Origin of the sequence: Cyclobacterium qasimii M12-11B (genome assembly GCF_000427295.1) — a bacterium.
Lineage (GTDB): Bacteria > Bacteroidota > Bacteroidia > Cytophagales > Cyclobacteriaceae > Cyclobacterium > Cyclobacterium qasimii.
In genome coordinates, this window is the sequence record NZ_ATNM01000156.1 from 31,164 (window position 1) to 50,619 (window position 19,456).

Genomic DNA, 19,456 nt, shown 5'->3' on the forward strand with positions numbered 1-19,456 from the left:
CACATAGTAATTAAATTCGGTAATGATAAGTTCCTTATTGTCCCTTCACTTTTGTTGCTTGGTCTTAATCTTTATTTGAAAGGCGGTGATAATGTTTGAAAAACAGAGCAATGGTTTCTATGCCTTTAAAATAATTGTCTACACCATAGTGTTCATTAGGGGAATGGATGGCATCTGTGTCCAGTCCAAAACCAAGTAAAATGGGGTCCAAGCCTAAAACCTGTTGGAACAAAGCGGTAATAGGTATAGATCCACCTTCTCTTGTCGGGATGGCTTTTTTACCGAAAGCCTCGTCTATGGCAGCTTCAGCTGCTTTATAACCAATCGAATCAGTAGGGATTACTGCTGCTTGTCCACCATGGTGAGGCACCACTTTTACTTTTACAGCAGGTGGTGCTATGCTTTTGAAGTGTTCTTCAAATAGTTTGGCAATGGCTTTATGGTCCTGATTGGGCACTAAACGCATTGAGATTTTTGCATTGGCTTTTGACGGAAGCACCGTTTTAGCGCCTTCACCTATATAGCCACCCCAAATGCCATTTACATCAAGGGTAGGGCGGATACCAACTCTTTCGATGGTGGTGTATCCTTTTTCGCCATAGGTTTCATTGATGTCAAGTTTTTTCTTGTACTCTCCTTCATCAAATGGTGCCTTATTCAATTGTTGGCGGTATTCTTTGCCATATTCTTCTACATTGTCGTAAAAGCCAGGGATGGTGATGTGGTTGTTTTCATCGTGAAGAGAGCTGATCATCTTGCAAAGGACATTGATAGGATTGGCCACTCCGCCACCAAAAGTACCACTGTGTAAATCCATTTTGGGACCGGTAACTTCAACTTGCATATAAGCAAGTCCCCGAAGGCCTACCGTAACAGATGGATGCTCCAATGAAATCATTGATGTATCAGAAATTAGGACTACATCAGCCTTTAACTTTTCCTGATTGTCACGCACAAAAATATCCAGGTTTTCAGATCCTACTTCCTCTTCCCCTTCAATCATAAACTTAACATTACAATTGAGCTGTCCGCTGGCCAGCATGGATTCGAAAGCCTTGACGTGCATGTAGAATTGCCCTTTGTCATCTGCCGAGCCTCTGGCAAAAATGGCTCCATTGGGATGACTGCTAGTCTTTTTGATCACTGGCTCGAAAGGAGGTGAATCCCATAAGTCAAGTGGATCAGCTGGCTGCACATCATAATGTCCATAAACCAAAACCGTAGGAGCAGCTGGGTCAATTATTTTTTCTCCGTAAACAATAGGATAACCTGCGGTGCTGCAAATTTCGGCATAATCCACACCTGCGGCTTCAAGACTGGCTTTTACAAATTCTGCGGCCTTAAAAACATCCTTTTTATAGGCGGGGTCGGCACTAACAGATGGGATACGCAACAAGTCCAATAACTCATCTAAAAATCTTTTTGAGTTGGATTCAATGTATTTTTTCAATTCCATGATGCTTTATTATTTTTGTGAGCCCTTCTAAGGCAATTTATCAGCTGCTGAGATCGATTTAAAATCAGTCCATTGTTACTCTTTCTAGTTTCATCCTTGCGCAGGTTGAAAGCTATATGGTCCCAGGTTTCAACTTTGATTTCATGAAGAGTAAAACTTCCGGGTTTATCACGTTATTTTTCAATTCCTCCGAATCCATGTTGAATCCTAAAATTAAGACATTTTAAAGAAATTTGCCTTATAATTTAAAATTAACCAAGCGTCCTTCTTTATTGGAATGCATGTGAGAAGGAATAGCCGATTGAATTTCTTCAAAAAGCAAAGTCACCAGTTTTTGTTTCAAAAAGCTACGGGTGCGGATGAGGCTTATTTCTCTTACTGGAGGATCTCCAGCAAAAGGCCTTAGCCTGATTTTTTCTTCTTTTGAAAGATTTTCTGTAGCAAGTTCTGGAAGCAATGTAATGCCAGTGTAGCGGTCAACCATGTTTTTTAGCCCTTCCAGAGAGCCGCTTTCATAGTGAAAATTCTTGCGCTGAAATTTACTTTTGTCACAGAGGTTGAGGACTTGGTCCCGGAAACAATGGCCTTGCTGTAAAACCCACAAATCTTCAGAAGGAAGATTTTCTACCCGTATTTCTTCCTGGTTCAAAAGTGGGTGGGCATTGGATAAATAGACATAAAATTTTTCGTAAAATATCGGTTTCTCTACAATTCCATTTTCATGAAGAGGGCTGACAACTAAGCCCAAATCAAGCTCATCATTCTTAAGCCGGCTTATAATGTCTTCAGTTACCATTTCTTGCACCTCCAGAAGGACATTTGGGTACTTTTCAATAAAATTCCTAATAAAAAGGGGCAATAGATAGGGAGCAAGGGTAGGGATAATCCCGATTTTAATCGTTCCACCAACTTCTCCTTTGATTTCTGCTACCAGTTCAAAAATGCCCTTACTTTCCGCAACCACTCTTTTGGCCTGAACAACGATTCTTTCTCCTATTTCTGTGGGTATCACAGGCATTTTGGACCTGTCAAATAAAATGATGCCCAATTCCCTTTCCAACTTGCTCACTTGAGCACTTAGGGTGGGCTGGGTGACAAAACAAGCTTCAGCAGCATGTCCAAAATGCCGAAACTTCTCTACAGCCAATATGTATTCCAGTTGTTGTATCGTCATATGCTAATTTACGGTAATTTAGCTACGAATTTCTTCTGCCAAAGATTAAATATAGAAAGCATTTAATCAATTTTATCCCCCTGATTACAGTTGGTTCTATTATTTTTATTTGTTCAAAACATTGACAATAACCTTTTGTGGCCAGGTTGAATGGGGTGAAGAAGCATCAAGCTAAGGCCCCAATTTTAAGAATATTATATTTTAAACTAAATCTTCAATATTATGGTTTTGTCTTTTAGTTTTTAAATAAAATGAATAGCTTTAAGCTGATTAACTTTAGACTTAGTATAATGGTTAGAGCCCTAATTATCATCTTTCTATTTGGCGTTTCATTTTTTTCAGCCAGTTCTCAAACCCTTAAAAAGGTAAAAGAGAAAAGTAAAAACTCTAACACAGTTTTTACTTTTCATGTGCTTGATGACGAACAGACCAAAGAAGGAGCTGCTGAAATTAAGTACAAAGGAAATATGGGGTTCCGAGTAAAAGGACAATATAGTCAAGGAAATAAGTCAGGAACATGGGATTATTTTGATTCTGACAACACTTTAATTCAACAATATAACTTTTCTACAAAATCCTTTGAATACCTACAAGATTTCAAATCAGTCAAGGCCGTTTATATTTTAAAGGACGAAGATTTGGTAGAGGTAAAAACAGGTGCCATGCCTGTATTATTAGGTGGTGATGCTAAGTTTTTCTATTTCCTGGCCAATAATGTACGCTATCCACACGCGGCAAGGGCAAAAGGTGTTACCGGTACAATAGGAGTGATGGTAACCATTACCAAAGAAGGAAAAATGGAGCGTCCATTTATTCCGAAAGCAGGGGATAAATCCTTAGACGCTGAAGCGTTAAGGGTGGTTTCTTTGATGCCGAACGATTGGATTCCATTATATCTTGATGGGAAAGCTACCGATAGTTTGGTGCTGTTATATTTTAACTTCCATATGGGGTAGTTTGTCATCAGCTTAAATTCTTTAAGGACTTTCCAAGGCCTTTTTTAAAAGCAATTGAGAATTGCGCTAAGGTGCTGTAAGTATGGTAGGTAATGATTTACCTGACTTTTTATCTTTTAATTGGTGCCAACTAATATTTAGTCCTCACAGGTCTTCGAATCAAAGATGGAAAACCAAACAGGTACATAGGAAATGGAATGAAAACACCCTTTTTTATTCCACTTAAATCCTTTCAAGACGTATCTAAAGTCCTCTATATTAGGTATTCCATTATCCTTGAAAATATTTTCCCAATTCTTTACTTACAATTTAAAGGTTTTTTATCTTTGCACGGCTGTTAAACCTTTCTTAGATTAAATCTAAATAATGTTTAACTTTATGGAACCGTTTAAGCGCTTTAGGTTTGTGATTGGTAATTCCTATAGGACCAAGGGATTAAAGTATTTGGGAACATAAAGAGGAGTCAATAGTGAGCAGGAGAAAAAGGACTTTGTTGCTCTTTTATATGCGCAGCACAAGAAAATTAATTTGAAAAAATTTTAGCATGGAATTTACCCTAATCGGTTAATTCTCATTGTTGTTTATAAATCAATTCTACCAAGTATATGACAAAGCAGAAAAAATCTAAAGCATGGGCTAAAACCAGGAAGTTCTTTAATGATATCCACTTATGGGCAGGGTTGATAAGTGGGATAGTATTATTGGTGGTCTGCTTGACAGGTACTGTATATGTTTACAACACCGAAATCCGTGAGTGGAATGCTTCACACCTTTATCAAGTAAGCAATAGTGAGGGGAATGCTGCGCTAACTCCAGATGAATTGCTTGCCAAGGGTAGAAAAGTTATTGAGGGGAAAATTTTGGCCATAAAAATTTCTTCAGATGAAAATAGAAGTTTTCAGATAAATGCAAGGGCAGAGGGAGATAAAAGTCGATCTGGAACCACCTATTTCTTCAATCAATATACTGGGGAATTATTGGGTAATAGCAATGAAGAAAATTCGGCGGCTACATTTATGGGCTATATGTTCAGCTTACACCGCTGGTTGTTGTTAGACAAAATTGAAGCCCCAATTTTTGAAGGTTTAGAAAATAGAAAGCTTGGTAGCTATATTACTGGGGCCAGCACTATTCTTTTCACCATAGGTGTATTAACCGGATTGGTCATTTGGGTGCCACGCAAAGCGAAGTATTGGCGTCAAGGGCTGAAGATTAAATTTAGTAGCAATTGGAAGCGTATCAATCATGACCTTCACAATTCTCTGGCCCTTTATTCTGCCATAATTTTGTTTTTAATGGGAGTTACTGGCCCTTTCTTTTCATTTCCCTGGTACAGGGAAGCATTGCAAAAATCCTTGGGAACCTACGAGGAGAGGAGTGTAAGAGGTCCAGCTCAGAATGCTGGTCAGGGTAAGAAGGAAGCAAAAAAAGAGGAATCCAAAATAGAAATGTTGCCTTTGGAAGATTATTTGTACAGCGTGGATCAAACGCTTGACTATAAAGGTGAATACACTGTTAGCTTACCTGGAGCGGGCGATTCTAAAGTAAATATCAGTAAAAAACGTGCAGGATTTTTTGCCCCGGCAGCGTCTGATAAGTTAGTTTTGGATGTGGCAACTGCTGAGGTGTTGGAAGCGGACATTTTTCGAGACAAGCCTTTCAACGAACGGGTTTCAGGATCTATAAAGGCTTTGCACTTAGGGGACGTATATGGGTCATTCTCTAAGTTGCTCTATTTTATTTCTTGTTTGATCGCCACTAGCCTTCCTATTACGGGTACGCTTATTTGGATCAATAAGATGAAGAAACCTAAGAAAAAGAAGGAAAGAAAAGCAGCATCGGTTTGATGAATTGAGGGTTTAAAACCGAATTCGAATCCATTGATAAGTACATTTTGTAGTTAAGCTTACATAGGGATTTTGTCAGTATTGTTGCAAAAAAACAGGCAACAATACCGCCAAAATCCTGTTGTATCTCTTGTTTTCACCTGGGCCTCACTGCCCTGGCTACAATAATTTCACTTCTCTGGGTTTTTGGGATTTATGAAATTTCTCAGTCAACATCAAAATTAAATTTAAGCTAAAAAGAGTTAGATAGCATTATGGAATAGGATGTGCATTTTATATTTAAACGCTTCTATAAGATAGAAACCAAGGCTGTTTGTTTTTGCAGCCTTATAATTAAAAGTCAGGCATAACCATTTTTGACATTTGCTTTTTTATAAAGCAGCAAGGAGAAAGAATAATTTTGGTAACGCTTAGTTGCGATTTGACAAATGCAGGCAGGAATAAATTCCTGCATTTTTTGTTTTAGGTCTTGCTTCTTGTCCTTTCCCCTAGAAAAAAAGATAAAAAACAATTCCAACAAAGAGCAAAAAGGAAATCCTACCAAACCAATAATTAAGCTTGGTCCAGCGGATTATTTGATTGATTTTTAGGTTTAACTCTTCGGTCTCAATTTGGTCAAAAAGTTGGGACAGTTCTTTTAAAGAGTACCTTAAAGAAATGCTTTGTTTGTTAATGGACAACTTGTGTTTCTTTAAAAGCGCAGAAACTTTAAAATAGATCTTGAACCCAACAATTACATGAATTACAAATAGAACATATACAATGTAGAGAAAGGTCATGGTTTTTAGCGAATAGGCCCTTGCAAAAAGCTTTTGTCAATGTTTGAATGTAAGAAATATAATTTGATTTGAAAGTTTGCCTTTAGATCTGTAAAAATTAGGTGGAGGCGTTTTGTTCACAATTAAGCTAATATTTTGATTTATTCTGAGACGAAATGAGCGTATAGTGCGTCTTAAACAATTAAAGCAGCTAAAATATTATGAAAAAGAACCACGTTTTTCTAATGCTATCTTTATTTCTCTTATCGATGAGCTGTGTAGAGGAGGAGGTAATCGAAGCCCAAAACCTTTATGGGAACTGGGAAAACTTTATTTATCTTGAAAATCAGGACTTGAATAAGGTAGATACCTATGTGTTTGATTTAAACGGAAAGTATTATAGAAGCATTGCCTTTAAAAACCCCGAACAAATCAAACTTTGGGTTATTCCATGTATTTGACGGGGAATTATATTTTGGAAGGGAATGAATTGGTATTGAATGAAGAAAGCAGGCTTTTTAACTTAGGGGAAGACCTTTATGAAGACATTGATGGTCTTTCAGAAATTGATGTTGTAGAAAATACAACTGTAAGTTTAGCATTTAAAAGTAGCAGGCAAATTTTGGAAATCACCAAAACTTGTAGTCCATTGTTATCCAGTATTTGTATTCCTGTTACCGCCTATAATCGAAGAGAATATGCCTTGTTTTCTCCCCAGTGATTTAACCCGAAATGGGCAATAGACGACAATTAGGAGATGGACCTTGGAAACCCTAATGCATTTTCTGGGTTAAAGTTTAACAGAAAAAAGTTATTATTTATTTTTTAGCGGAATCCAAATTTCCTCCTCTGATAAAGGGGAGCTGTTGCTGTATTTATCCCCCATGACTTGAAAGTGAGGCCTGTCATCTAGCTGGTAGTCGGAATGGGGAACCCAGGTGTTGTAAATGTATTCAAAAATGCTTTTGTCTGTATTTGGCCCTTTATAATTAAAGACGGCAAACAGACCACCCTTTAGCAGAAATGGCGTTAGCTGATTGGGTATTTCTTTACTATTTTCGACCTCCATACAAGCCCATTGATAAAACTCCTTTGTTGGATCAAAGGTATTAAAGTGTTCTCTATCATATACTTGTAAAGCGATCAATTCCTGAGATTTCTGGATGGGAAGAGTGGTCTTAATCAGCATAAAACTTTTCCAGAGCTCAGCTGTCTGATTGTTTACCATGCTCATTCGACAACTTTTTCCTACCAGCTGCTTGTCTTTAATATTTACTAATCGTGGTTGCATTTTTTACAATAAAACTTTCAATTATAACTTCTTTGAAACAAGCTCTTTTAGCTCTTCATTGAGATCTTTGTATTCATCAATGTCATTTAGGCTTTCCAAAAGGTGTATTTTAAGTGGAATTTTTTTCGCAATGTCCATGGTTTCAGTGAATACTGACTGGGTGCTCCATTCAATGTTTTCAAACAAACGTGGATCATTTTTATTTAAGCCTATGAGGTAATAACCTCCATCGTTGGCTGGGCCCAAGACCAGGTCATTCCTAACCAAACTATCGAATGCTTCCTCAATATGGCTCTGTTGAAGCTCAAAGCAGTCCGTGCCAATGATTAAAACCCTGTCATAATCTATTTTGAAGGCTTGTTCAAATGCATTGCACATTTTTTCTCCCAAATTGTCTCCCACCTGTTGATAGAAAAGGTAATGGTGAGCAGGATATTGCTCCTTATTTATTTGGCCATCATGAAAGATCAGCACATCTGCTTTTGTCCTTCCCAATAATTGATGCGTATAATTTAACAAGTAGGTGTAAATGTAAACCGCTTTTTCATTACCGATAGTAGCAGCAAGTCTGGTTTTTACTTTTCCCGGAGCTGGAAACTTTTGAAAAACAATAATGGCCTGTTTCATAGATGAGGCAAAATTACAGTAAAATTGGAAAAGCTATAAAAAAAGCCAAGGCTTCTTTTCCTTAAATAACCAACAATGACTATTGGGTACTCCAGGTAGAACCTTGGCTTTTCATTAATTATGGTTAGGAGGATAAAACCTCGTTATGTTTCCCTTAAAGGGACTTATTCACCGTCTCCTTGATTTCCGCCTCTTTTTTACGGCCTTGTGGCCTTCCTTCTTTTGTTCAGCTGCCCATTTTTCTTTCTGCTCAGGAGTAAGGATGGCTTCCAATTTCTGTTGGTGTGCCTCTCTTGCCGCCTTCATTGCTTCTCTGTCAGCATCTTTGGATTCTTTACGACTATTGGCTTGCTCAAGGAATAAAGCATTGATTTGCTTTTCCTGTGCCTCGCTCAGGTCTAGTTTTTCATCCATCCTCTGGGTCATCCTTTCGGCCATTTTCTCAGGGTTAACTTCTCTGTCGCCTTGTCTTTGAGCTTGTACGTGCACCACGGTAGCTACTACCAGTGCACAAATCATTATTACCTTCTTCATATTTGTTTCTATTTTTAGATTGTATAGCTGTTAGACCAGCAGATAGTGTACAAGTTTAATGTCGAGGTGTTAAGGAATGTTAAATAAATGAAAAGGATTAGTTTTTGTCTTCTATCAACTCTTCCCTGTCTTTGGGTTTGACATAGGTAGGTCTAATAAGCAACCTAAGTGAAGGGTCGAAGGCAAGGTAATTCCAGGACCAGTCAAGGAAAATAAAAATTCTGTTCTTCACCCCAAGAATCGCCATTAAGTGAACAAAGAGCCAAATTAACCATGCAAGCAACCCTTGTAACTTAATAAAAGGCAAATCTACAACGGCTAGTTTTCTCCCTACTGTTGCCATACTTCCCAGGTTTTTATATTTGAAAGCCTTTGAAGGTTTGTTTTTCAGTTTGGCAAGGAAGTTATTGGCAAGGTTATCCGCTTGCTGAATGGCTACCTGGGCCACTTGTGGGTGGCCTTTTGGGTAATCAGGCAATTGTTGCAAGCAAAGATCTCCCAACGCATATATGTTTTTACTTTCGTTGACTAGATTATGTTCATCTACAAGTAGGCGGCCATTTCTGAACATTTGAATCTCTTGAAGGCCCTCAATGCCATTGGGTTTAATTCCTGCCGCCCAAAGCAAGGTATTGGTTTGAAGGAGCTTTTCACCTTTTGATTATTACATTCAGCCCATCATAGTCTTCCACTGCAGTTTGCAGCATAATTTCTACTTTAAGAGATTCCAGGTATTCCTTCGCTTTAAGACCGGATGTAGCAGACATTCCCGCCAAAAGTGAGGGGCCAGCCTCAATGAGCACCACTTTCATGTTGTGAAAATTAAGTTGAGGGTAATCCTTTGGAAAAACCTCGTTTCTTAGTTCCGCCATTGCCCCTGCCAATTCCACACCAGTGGGTCCTCCACCTACTATCACGACATTCATTAATGCTTTTCTCTTTTCTATATCAGCAATGTTGATAGCTCTTTCATAGTTTGAGATGATTTTATTTCGGATAAACAAGGCTTCAGACACAGACTTCATGGGTATACTGTTCTCCATGATGTTTTTCATTCCAAAGTAGTTGGTATCCGCTCCCATTGCGAGGATAAGGTAATCATATTCAATATATCCAATATCAGTATAAAGGCGATTTTGACTTTGATCGATCCGTTGTGCTTCGGCCATCCGAAAGGTTACATTAGGGGTATTGTGAAATACCTTACGTAAGGGGAAGGAAATGGCACTTGGCTCCAAACCTGCAGTGGCCACTTGATAAAATAGAGGTTGAAACTGGTGGTAATTGTTTTTGTCCAGCAGTATTACTTGATAGTTTTTGTTTTTAAGTTTTCTAGCGAGTTTAAGTCCTGCGAAGCCTGCTCCAATCACAACGATTCTGGGTAAGGATAATTCTGGAAGATTTGGAAGTGGTTGATCCATCATAAAAATGTTTAAATGAGGTTGTATTACCTAAAAATAAAACGTATATCGTGGGCCATAGTTCAACAAATACCCAAAACCTTGCAACTAGATTAGTCTTGCTTAGTTTTGGTGTGATGTTAGTCCTATCAAAAAATTTATTTATTTTTACAATCCAGAAAAATAAAACTTATGGGAAGAGCATTTGAATTTAGAAAAGAAAGGAAATTCAAAAGATGGAATCTAATGTCGAAGGTGTTTACCCGCCTTGGCAAAGAAATAGTGATGGCGGTGAAGGCCGGTGGACCTGATCCGGCAAACAACTCCAGACTAAAGACCATCATTCAGAATGCCAAGGGTGCATCTATGCCCAAGGACAGGATAGAAGCGGCGATTTCCAGGGCCAGCAATAAAGATGAAAAAGACTATGAAGAAGTAGTTTATGAGGGATATGGTCCCCATGGTATTGCTGTTCTTATTGAGACTTCTACCGATAATATCAACAGAACGGTGGCCAATGTTAGGCATTACTTCACCAAAGCTGGTGGTTCTTTAGGCACTAGTGGTTCTGTTAGTTTCATGTTTGAGCACAAAGCAGTTTTTCGTTTTCTTAAAGCAGAATATGATTTAGAAGAACTTGAACTGGAATTAATCGATTTTGGCTTAGATGATATTGATGAGAACGAAGGTGAAATTTTTGTCTATACAGCCTTTGAGGACTTTGGCAACATGCAAAAAGCACTTGAAGATAAAGGCATAGAGGTCATAAGTGCAGAAATGCAACGCTTCCCAATGTCGACTACTGATATCACAGATGAGCAGGAAGCCGATATAAACAAAATGATAGAGCGTATAGAAGAGGATGATGATGTAAACCATGTTTACCACAACATGTCTTAATCCAGGTATTTCAAAAATTAATTCACAGAATGGCATTCCCTAAAAGAAGAAATTTACAGGAACAAAAAAGGCAAAAATTAGTAATTGTCGGCAGTAAAAATCCTGTAAAAATTAAAAGTACCGAAAATGCATTTTCCACCCTATTTGATGAAAGTTTTATAGTTCAGGGATTGAATGTTGACTCTGAAGTTAGTCCTCAACCCAAAGGAGATGTTGAAACCTATACCGGTGCCTACAACAGGGCTTTTGCCTCAAAAAATGCCTTTCCTGAAGCCGACTTCTGGGTTGGGATAGAAGGTGGTGTGGACAATGTGGGGGAGCAAATGGTGTCCTTTGCCTGGATGGTCGTACTTAATAATGAGACTACGATTGGAAAAGCCAAGACGGCAACGTTCTTTTTACCAGAGGCTTTGAATAAAATGGTCAGTGAGGGAATGGAACTGGGCGAAGCAGATGACAAGCTGTTTAATCGAACCAATTCCAAAGAGAGTGGTGGAGCAGTTGGTATTCTTACCAATGGCGTGATCAGCCGGTCTGATTATTATCAGCAAGCATTGTCTTTGGCCCTTATTCCTTTTCTTCAAAAGGAGCACTATTAAGAAACGCTATGGCTCATAGATATTTTCAATTGGATTTATTTAATTATAGTATTTATCTTTGAGCTTTAAATAAACCAAAAGTTATATGCTACAAGAATTAGAATCAGACAATTTAGGACAAGTCATTAAGGACAACGAAAAAGTAGTGGTTCAATATGGTGCTACCTGGTGTGGTAACTGTAGGATTATGAAGCCTAAAATGAAAAGATTAAGTAAGGATTATGAGGGGATCACTTTTTTGTATGTTGATGCAGAGAAACTACCAGAATCCAGGAAACTAGCTGAGGTAAATAATTTACCTACTTTTGCGGTTTTTAAAGGGGGATCACTCATCAATCAAATACAAACAAATAAGGAAGAAGCTTTAAAAACACTGATCGATGAGGTTGCCAATAATTAAACATGTACTGGGTTTCATAGAAGAGAACGATGAGGATTGGGTTGTAGAAACCATAGAACTTCTCGAGTCAATGACGGAAATAAGCAGTCTGAAAGATGAGGAATTGGATGTGATGGGAGAATTGCTTTCCAATTTGTACGGAAGCTTAGAAGTTCAGAAAATGATCAAAGAAGAAGGCATGGATAAAAAAGAAGCCATGAATGCTTTTTTGAAAAGAGTAATGGGCTCCATAGACAAGTAATATCGCATTGGAGAAGTAGAAAAGTTGTTTATCACCCTAAATAAAATCTGCTATTTCTAAGTGTGGAGGTAGGTCCGTTGGATCTACCTTTTTTAATTTCCCTTCTACCAAAACATTGAGATGGGAAGTTTGGGCGAGAATCAGCTTGAAATTTTAAGGCGTGATTTGATCTAAAAAATCCTTAAGCGCTATTCGCCAGTCCGGAGAGGCATCCCATTTTTCTCCGATATACAATTCATTCCTTACCAAAAACCGGATGTAGTATTTCACCACAATTTTGTCTGGATTTTTACCTTGTTCCAATGGCACACCCATACTTCTCATTAGGTCAGCTTCCCGGCCTTCCTGTTTCATAAGGATAAACTGGACTTTTTCGCTGATAAGTTGCTGGTTTGATTTAGATGAGGTCAGGAATTCAGTTTGAAAGGGATACTCAGCTTTAAATATTTGTTCTATTCCTTCTCTTTGAGCGCGTTGCTCTGCCATTACTTGGTTTTGTTCCTTACCATAAATGTCTTGTCGGAAGGTATTCAGAAAGCTCTCATTGCCTGCAGCACCTGTGAGTAATATACCTAGCTTGAATACGTCCAGGTTTAAAGGAGCAGCTTGTATGTACCCGCTATTTACCGAGTTGTTTTCCAAGCCTGGAATAGCAGGGTATTCTGGCACTTCTATTACGAGGAAATTTTCACTTCTTTTATTCAGTCCTATAGCTTGGATTTGTTCCTTAAATTCATCCTTGTCACTTGCTTTAGTGGACCAATTATTGCCGGGAGCTATGATATTACCATTGCCTGAGAAAGGGAAAATATGACAAAACAGACGGCCATCCTCTTTTCTGATTAATAAAACAATGTTTTTAATCTGCCTTGTAACAAAGTGACTGGCATAGGCATTTTTAATGGCATCAGTTAAAATGACTTCTTCCAGGTCGAAGTAGGCTACAGGATCTCCTCCAGCAGCTACCAGGGCAGGATGAATTTCTGCTGCTAGATCTTGCCAATTTATTGGGGGAAGTGGGGAGGTTGCTGCCGAAACAAGAACCACTGACTTACCGTCTAAAAATTGATCTACAGGTGTTGTTTGGGCAATGCTTACCAGAGAAAAAAAACACATCAGCCCTGTCAAAGAAATATATTTCATAAACAAAGTCAAATCCACATCTGAAAGTTTAGTATTTTCACGAATATACACAAGCCATTGTAAAATCTTTCGTTATGAAAACGATTACCTACTTCTTTTTATTACTTTTTTGTTATTTACCATCCTTGACATGGTCTCAAAAGATAGATAAGCAGACCTTGTTGCAGGATGTACAGTATCTTTCTTCAGACAAATTAGCAGGAAGAGCTACAACTACCGAGGGAAACGAATTGGCGGCTAATTATATTATTAGCAGGTTTGAAGAGTTAGAAATAACCAGTCAGTATCCTGATTACATTCAACATTTCACTTTAAGCGAAGGAACTGAAGGGAGAAATATCATTGGTTTTATACCTGGCACATCCTCTTCACAAATCATTTTGCTGATGGCGCATTATGATCATTTGGGTAAGAAAGACGGTAAAATTTACCATGGTGCGGATGACAATGCCTCAGGAACGGCTACTTTACTTAACCTGGCCGCTTATTTTATGGAAAACAAACCTTCCCATTCCATACTGTTTGCCGCCACTGATGCCGAGGAAATGGGGCTCTTAGGAGCTAAAGCCTTGCTTCATGACTTTCCTTTTCCTTTAAAGCAGATCAAATTGGTAGTAAATATGGACATGATAAGCCGAAGTGAGGAGAATACCCTTTATGCTGTGGGCACTACCTTTTATCCCCAATTCAAACGCTATTTGGAAAAAGCAGGCAAACGCTCTCCTGTGGAACTCGTATTCGGGAATGATGGAGGCAAAGGAGAACTTGATTGGACCAATGCTTCGGACCATGGACCATTTCACAAAAAGAAATTCCATTCATTTATTTCGGTGTGGCAGATCATGCCGATTATCACAAGCCTACTGATACCTTCGAGAACATCCAACAGACATTTTATTTACAAGCCAGTGAGCTTATATTAAATGCGCTTTTAGAAATTGATGCTACGATAGAGTGATTAGGTAAGATAGGTCGGAAAGTGATGGCTTTGCTCATTTAGCATTTGAAAAATCAAAATTGCTCATTCCTTTGACCCATAGAGAACGCCTGGAAATTTACTTCAGTAGATAGGTAATCCCAATATTTCCAACGAAAGTGCTCTTGTCCAGCCCTGGGATAAAATAATCGTTAGGATCATTTTCCAGGTACCATTTATAGTTTAAGGAGGTTACGTATTTAAAGTTGGCTGACAACAGAAGGTTATCAAAGCGCCATTCTCCAATGAGTGAGGGTGCTATGTCAACATACTTTCGACGAAGGTCCTTGATTTCTTCAAAGCGTTTGTAATAGAAATCGTTATTGTGATTGATGTATTCAAACTCAAAACCTAAGCGGTTAAAGTTTTTAACCCAGGCCATATCTATGGTAAGGGCATTGCTTCCTGGTCCATATCCAAAACCTAAAACTTGCCCTTTGTGGGTATAGCCATGTCTTACATAAGGGTGCGTATACCAGCTATTTCTTTCAAGAATCACCTCCCGAACAGTTTGTCCTGTTTGGGTAATTTCCATACCCATTTGCAAAAATTCATCTTTGTTCTTCAGTGGCGTTAAGTTTGTAAAGCCAAGGATAAAAGCCCTGTTTTTGTCTGGGTTAATAAGGAAATCCTTGAAGGTTCGGCTATTGCCATTGCTGCCATATTCGCCGTAGAATTCAAAATGTCCATTGGTATTTATCCATCTGAAATAACCTGAACTTAGCTGATTCCTTTTGTCTACATTAGGCTTGCTTATGCTTTCAGGGCCCTTCTCTCCATTAAATACAGGGAGGTAATCAGCAAATTGATTCATGTCTGTATGGTACATTTGAGACACACTGCTGAAACCCAGGAATAATCCAGGAACCCATTTGGGTTGGTAGCTAAGCACTAATCCAGATAAGTAACGCCAATCTTCATCAGGCCTTTTTGCTACATAAAGCGGTGTACTTGTATATACATAATCGTAATTGACAGGTTCTACACCTGATGACCTGAGCTGGCCAGCAATTATTTGTCCTTCAAAACTACCGATAACTGTTTGAACAGGTTTGCGGGTATTTAAGGTAAAATGTAAAAAGCCAGGAGCATTGTTACTCATCAGCAATGAGGCCTTTCTTCCAGGGCCCCACCATAAGTTTTCATTAGAAATTCCGATGGAATATTCTTTATAGTTGAAACGAATACTGGATTGTCCCAGTGAGAGTTGAGTGATCGCGCCACGGTCAAATCGTTCTGGGATATCTGAGGTGTTGATCCATTCAAAGTACTGTAACCATGTGCTTCCCCAATGGTCCAAAGGAAAACCTATGAAGTCTTGATTGCCTGCATGCAGTATTTCGGGTTGAAGCTGAAGGGTCAATGGTCCATATTCAAAATATATACCCACACTGGCATTTAATTGAAGTCCTTTGTTGGGGATCATCTGCCCATCATTTATGCCAAAAGGGAGGTCACTATTGTACCTGCTTTTTATCATTGGCGGAAGGGCCTTAAAATTCAGTTTTTCGAAATTTTGGAAGCCTGGCTCGGCTAAAGCTGAATCTTCATTATTCTCTTCAAAATGGAATGGATCACTCTTATTAAAAGCCTCGGTAGGGTAAAGGGGACGAATCATGAAGCTAGACTCCTCCGGCAGGTTACCTAGGAGTTGTTGCCTGCGCATATAATCGTCATAAATGGGATAATTCAACCCTATGCTTTGCGCCAGAACTTTTGTTGGGGAGGCCAAAAATATAAAACATGCCCAAAAAATAATCTGTAGATAAAAAGGATGCTTCTTGTTCATGCCGGGTTCAATTTATTGTCAAGGTGCTAACCTGGATGCTTGATACAGACCAACTTTCATCACAAATCGGTTCAGGCGTGTTTTCTTGTTTAAGATCATCTCCTAAAGTGATGGAAAGTTGATTTTGCTTATGGTTGATGATTTTGGTGATTCTGTAAAGACTCGTCCAGCCATTACCGTTTTTATGTTGACACCTACCTGGCAGATCAGTGCTCAAAGCTTCGGTTTTTGGGTTGTTAAACCTGGGGTAATTGGCTGGGTAAGACTGGTAAAGGCAGAACGTGGATTCGCATGGTGAATTCGAAAACGTTGTGTTGAGAACGGATTGACCATCCAATTCTAAATACCAGAAATCTGGGCCTCCAACATTTTCCGGATTGCCATCCCAACTGTCATGAAGGAGAAGATCAATGGTGACCTTGATGGCATTGTGTTCAGGTAAAGACGCCAGGTTTAAGACGACTTCTTCATCATTGTAATAGCCTAAAACGGTGTCTCCGTTGAATTCAAATAGTCTTCCGTTTTCTATGAAATTAAGATCTGCCGTAGAGAAATCGTTATTATAAATCATGATTTCTTCTTCGAGCGCATTTTCACAAGAAAAGCTACAAAGCACAAGTAAAAACAGAAAGGTTGATTTCAATGAGATATGGTTCATTAAATACATGGTACAGGCACCTTCAATATAAATGACAAATAAACAAAATATTATCCACATAAAGGTGGATTTAGCCTGATTTTGCCTTTAACCTCAATCCAGTATATATTGCCGTTTTACCCTTGGCCCTATACCTGTTAACAGTTCGTAGGGAATGGTTTCAATCTTCGCTGCTAAGTCCATAATCGAAGGTCTGGCGCCAAAGAGTATGGCTTCATCACCCTCGAATACATTTAGGCCAGTTACATCTGCCATGCACATGTCCATACAGACATTGCCTATTATTGGAGCCATTTGCCCCTTTATCAAAACCGTTGCCTTTCCATTGCTAAATCGACGGTCATAACCGTCCGCATAGCCAATGGCCAAAGTGGCCACTTCTCCATCATTTTTCATTTCTCCTTTTCTTCCGTAGCCTATTGTTTCACCTTTCTGAAGTGTTCTTACTTGTGATACAACCGTTTTTAAAGTCATGGCAGGTTGGAGCTTGTCCTGTTCTAGCTGATTGACTTCTATGCCATAAAGCCCAATGCCCAACCGGACCATGTCAAAAGCGAACTCAGGGTAACGGATAATCCCTGCCGAATTTAAGCAATGCCTAATCGGTTTACAGCCAGTCTCCTGAATAATCCTGTTACTTGAGCTTTCGAATGAGCTGATTTGTGATAAGGTAAAATCCTTGTGCACTGCCTCATCTGCACCTGCCAGGTGCGTAAAGATGCCCGCAACCTTTAAATTGCTGCATTGTTGAAGGATTGAAATGGCCTCATCCAACTCTTGATCGGACATGCCAAGCCTCCTCATGCCAGTGTCCAATTCTAAATGAACAGATAATAATCCCGAATTACTATCCATTGCATTCGACAATGATTTCAATTGATTCAGGTTATATACCACTGGTTCCAAAGCATGTTCCTGTAGCAACTCCAAATGGTAACTTCCAGGATTCATGACCATAATTGGTAAGGTTATTCCATTGTTTCTTAAGAAAACCCCTTCATCAGTATAGGCCACGGATAGATAATCAGCACCAATTTCCTGCAAATAGTTGGCGATTTCAGCTGCTCCACCTCCATAGGCAAATGCCTTAACCATGACCATTATTTTGGTCCCGGGTTTAATTTTCTGCCGGTAATGGATGAAATTGTGGCGCAGGGAGTTGAGGTTTATTTCTAAAATGGTTTCATGTGCAAGCGCCTCCAACTTTTGAACAACACGTTCAAAACCATAGGCCCTGGCCCCTTTGATGAGGACCAGGTCATTTGAAAGGGATAATGCCTCTAAATTTCTCAAAATCATGTCGGTGGATTCATAAAAATCACTTTCCGCTGGAAATAAATGTTTAAAGTCAGCAAAGCCCTTTCCTACTCCTACAAAAAGGTCAATACTGTAGTGTTTCAAAAGCCAAGCTATTTTTTGGAAAACAACTTCTTCTTTTCCCTCTTGTTGCATTTCCGACAAAATCAGAATCTTTCGACCACTTGCCGTGATTTGCTGGCTCATAAATTCAAGTGCAAGTTCCAAACCTGCAAGATCATTGTTATAGCTGTCGTCTATTAATTTACATCCTTTGCTGCCTGATTTCAAGGTTAGCCTCATGTCCACAGCATGAAGCAGTTTAAGCCCTTGTTGAATAATTTCAGGCTTCATTCCCAGGCTTAGGGCTGCGGTGATGACATGCCTGATGTTTTCAAGGGAGGCCTGATCCCTGAAGGAAGTTAAGAATGTATACGTTTGAAAGTCCTTGCCAATCAAATAAATCTTCGAGCCGTTGTTATGCCGTTTTACGGATAAAATATAATCCGCACCTGCCTTATCAGACCAACTAATGAGAACAGAGGGATCAAAATTTTCCTCCAAGTATTGACCTACCTGGGTTTGGTCTTTTCTATAGATAAGGTATTTGGCACTTTGGAAGAGCTTGCATTTTTCTTCAATTTTAGCTCTTGTGTCTTCAAAGTGCTCATCATGAGCACTCCCAATATTGGTAAAAATACCCAATTGGGGCTGGATGATTTGGGTCAAAGCGGCCATTTCATCAGGAGCTGAAATTCCGGCCTCAAGTATAGCAACTTGATGTTGTTGGCTAATTCCCAATGCCGAGAGGGCGACGCCAATCTGGCTATTGTAACTTTTGGGTTTTTCCACAAATTATACTTGGCAGAAAGAATCTGGGCAAGCCATTCTTTTACGATGGTTTTTCCATTGCTGCCAGTTATCCCGATTACAGGGCCTTTAAAATTTTCTCGGTTTAACTGCGCCAATTGCTGTAAGTCTTTTAAAGGAGAGGTGGATAAAAGAACATTGCTGTCTTCCAGACTTTTTATAAGGGAAGTAGGGCAATTGGCAGGAAGAATAAAATTCCGAACACCTTTATCGTATGCGTCTGAAGCAAATTCCCAACCTGCATACCTGGAACCGTCTAAGGCTACAAAAAGGGTATTGTTTCCGGATTGAATTTTTCTTGAATCGATGACTACATTCAAGAGCATAATATTATCCGAATTATTGGTAAAATGCTTTGCAAATTTTGAAGCAAATAGAGGGAAATTGATGGCCTGCATCATTTTATGAATAGGTTAAGCAGTTGGAGTTAAAACAAATTTATAACTTATATCCATAGCTATTATTTTTTGATAGGATTTTAAAATTTTACGCTAAAATGCTGTTAAATAATAGCCTTGATCCGCTAGCTTGAATTTGTAAA

19 protein-coding genes and 1 pseudogene are annotated in these 19,456 nt (G+C 38.9%); 9 read left to right on the forward strand and 11 right to left on the reverse strand.

Going from position 1 to position 19,456, the window contains the following annotated elements; genetic code table 11:
* Positions 1–64: 64 nt before the first annotated feature.
* Complete coding sequence (locus ADICYQ_RS20310; RefSeq protein ID WP_020889909.1) at positions 65–1,456, reverse strand: dipeptidase; 1,392 nt, start codon at positions 1,454–1,456, stop codon at positions 65–67.
* Between the two features lie 238 nt (positions 1,457–1,694).
* Positions 1,695–2,630: a hydrogen peroxide-inducible genes activator gene (locus ADICYQ_RS20315; protein WP_020889910.1), complete on the reverse strand. Its 936-nt coding sequence runs from the start codon at positions 2,628–2,630 to the stop codon at positions 1,695–1,697.
* 290 nt (positions 2,631–2,920) lie between these two features.
* Here ADICYQ_RS20315 and ADICYQ_RS20320 point away from each other — a divergent pair, with 290 nt between their 5' ends.
* The 4 genes from ADICYQ_RS20320 (at position 2,921) to ADICYQ_RS20340 (ending at position 6,912) form a co-directional block, all read left to right on the forward strand.
* Positions 2,921–3,586 carry a TonB family protein gene (locus tag ADICYQ_RS20320; RefSeq protein WP_020889911.1) on the forward strand — a complete coding sequence of 222 codons (666 nt, stop codon included), beginning with the start codon at positions 2,921–2,923 and terminating at the stop codon, positions 3,584–3,586.
* Between the two features lie 605 nt (positions 3,587–4,191).
* A complete protein-coding gene (locus ADICYQ_RS20325; RefSeq protein WP_020889913.1) occupies positions 4,192–5,433 on the forward strand; it encodes a PepSY-associated TM helix domain-containing protein in 1,242 nt (413 codons plus the stop codon).
* Positions 5,434–6,412: 979 nt separating this feature from the next.
* The gene (locus tag ADICYQ_RS20335; protein WP_152520506.1) at positions 6,413–6,652 is read left to right on the forward strand and encodes a hypothetical protein; all 240 of its coding nucleotides are present in this window, start codon (positions 6,413–6,415) and stop codon (positions 6,650–6,652) included.
* Positions 6,643–6,912, forward strand: coding sequence for a hypothetical protein (locus ADICYQ_RS20340; RefSeq protein ID WP_040417288.1), 270 nt, complete (start codon positions 6,643–6,645; stop codon positions 6,910–6,912). Before ADICYQ_RS20335 ends, ADICYQ_RS20340 begins: the two co-directional genes overlap by 10 nt.
* 93 nt (positions 6,913–7,005) lie before the next feature.
* On the opposite strand, the gene ADICYQ_RS20345 is transcribed toward ADICYQ_RS20340, so the two are convergent.
* From ADICYQ_RS20345 to ADICYQ_RS20360, 4 genes and pseudogenes are all read right to left on the reverse strand, one after another.
* Positions 7,006–7,482, reverse strand: coding sequence for a GyrI-like domain-containing protein (locus tag ADICYQ_RS20345; protein WP_040417290.1), 477 nt, complete (start codon positions 7,480–7,482; stop codon positions 7,006–7,008).
* 21 nt (positions 7,483–7,503) lie between these two features.
* Entirely contained in the window at positions 7,504–8,109 is a 606-nt protein-coding gene (locus tag ADICYQ_RS20350) for a TIGR04282 family arsenosugar biosynthesis glycosyltransferase (protein ID WP_020889919.1), read from the reverse strand.
* Positions 8,110–8,277: 168 nt separating this feature from the next.
* The gene (locus tag ADICYQ_RS20355; RefSeq protein WP_020889920.1) at positions 8,278–8,643 is read right to left on the reverse strand and encodes a DUF4890 domain-containing protein; all 366 of its coding nucleotides are present in this window, start codon (positions 8,641–8,643) and stop codon (positions 8,278–8,280) included.
* 97 nt (positions 8,644–8,740) lie between these two features.
* Positions 8,741–10,064, reverse strand: a pseudogene (locus tag ADICYQ_RS20360) (NAD(P)/FAD-dependent oxidoreductase).
* Between the two features lie 171 nt (positions 10,065–10,235).
* Here ADICYQ_RS20360 and ADICYQ_RS20365 point away from each other — a divergent pair.
* The 4 genes from ADICYQ_RS20365 to ADICYQ_RS20380 all read left to right on the forward strand — a co-directional run bounded on the left by ADICYQ_RS20365 (position 10,236) and on the right by ADICYQ_RS20380 (position 12,183).
* Positions 10,236–10,943: a YebC/PmpR family DNA-binding transcriptional regulator gene (locus tag ADICYQ_RS20365; RefSeq protein ID WP_020889923.1), complete on the forward strand. Its 708-nt coding sequence runs from the start codon at positions 10,236–10,238 to the stop codon at positions 10,941–10,943.
* A gap of 29 nt (positions 10,944–10,972) precedes the next feature.
* Positions 10,973–11,542, forward strand: a complete 570-nt coding sequence (gene yjjX / locus ADICYQ_RS20370) for an inosine/xanthosine triphosphatase (RefSeq protein WP_020889924.1) — start codon at positions 10,973–10,975, stop codon at positions 11,540–11,542.
* An 85-nt stretch (positions 11,543–11,627) separates the two neighbouring features.
* Positions 11,628–11,942: a thioredoxin family protein gene (locus ADICYQ_RS20375; RefSeq protein WP_020889925.1), complete on the forward strand. Its 315-nt coding sequence runs from the start codon at positions 11,628–11,630 to the stop codon at positions 11,940–11,942.
* On the forward strand, positions 11,923–12,183 hold the full coding sequence (locus ADICYQ_RS20380; RefSeq protein WP_020889926.1) for a DUF6952 family protein: 261 nt from the start codon (positions 11,923–11,925) through the stop codon (positions 12,181–12,183). The genes ADICYQ_RS20375 and ADICYQ_RS20380 overlap by 20 nt, the downstream gene beginning before the upstream one ends.
* Positions 12,184–12,336: 153 nt before the next feature.
* On the opposite strand, the gene ADICYQ_RS20385 is transcribed toward ADICYQ_RS20380, so the two are convergent.
* Positions 12,337–13,326 carry a hypothetical protein gene (locus ADICYQ_RS20385; RefSeq protein WP_020889927.1) on the reverse strand — a complete coding sequence of 330 codons (990 nt, stop codon included), beginning with the start codon at positions 13,324–13,326 and terminating at the stop codon, positions 12,337–12,339.
* A gap of 74 nt (positions 13,327–13,400) precedes the next feature.
* On the opposite strand from ADICYQ_RS20385, the gene ADICYQ_RS20390 reads away from it, so the two are divergent.
* Entirely contained in the window at positions 13,401–14,249 is an 849-nt protein-coding gene (locus ADICYQ_RS20390) for a M28 family peptidase (RefSeq protein WP_316929329.1), read from the forward strand.
* 132 nt (positions 14,250–14,381) lie between these two features.
* Here the strand turns inward: ADICYQ_RS20390 and ADICYQ_RS20395 are convergent, their stop codons facing one another.
* Genes ADICYQ_RS20395 through ADICYQ_RS29055 form a run of 4 tightly spaced genes read right to left on the reverse strand, consistent with a single transcriptional unit; the run spans position 14,382 to position 19,316 of the window.
* The gene (locus ADICYQ_RS20395; protein WP_040417294.1) at positions 14,382–16,091 is read right to left on the reverse strand and encodes a capsule assembly Wzi family protein; all 1,710 of its coding nucleotides are present in this window, start codon (positions 16,089–16,091) and stop codon (positions 14,382–14,384) included.
* A 7-nt stretch (positions 16,092–16,098) separates the two neighbouring features.
* Positions 16,099–16,809, reverse strand: a complete 711-nt coding sequence (locus ADICYQ_RS20400; protein ID WP_020889930.1) for a hypothetical protein — start codon at positions 16,807–16,809, stop codon at positions 16,099–16,101.
* Between the two features lie 33 nt (positions 16,810–16,842).
* Positions 16,843–18,846 (reverse strand): alanine racemase, encoded by a 2,004-nt coding sequence (gene alr / locus ADICYQ_RS20405; protein WP_235114823.1) that lies wholly within the window; start codon positions 18,844–18,846, stop codon positions 16,843–16,845.
* Positions 18,771–19,316, reverse strand: coding sequence for a Mur ligase family protein (locus ADICYQ_RS29055; protein ID WP_020889932.1), 546 nt, complete (start codon positions 19,314–19,316; stop codon positions 18,771–18,773). Before ADICYQ_RS29055 ends, alr begins: the two co-directional genes overlap by 76 nt.
* Between the last annotated feature and the right edge of the window lie 140 nt (positions 19,317–19,456).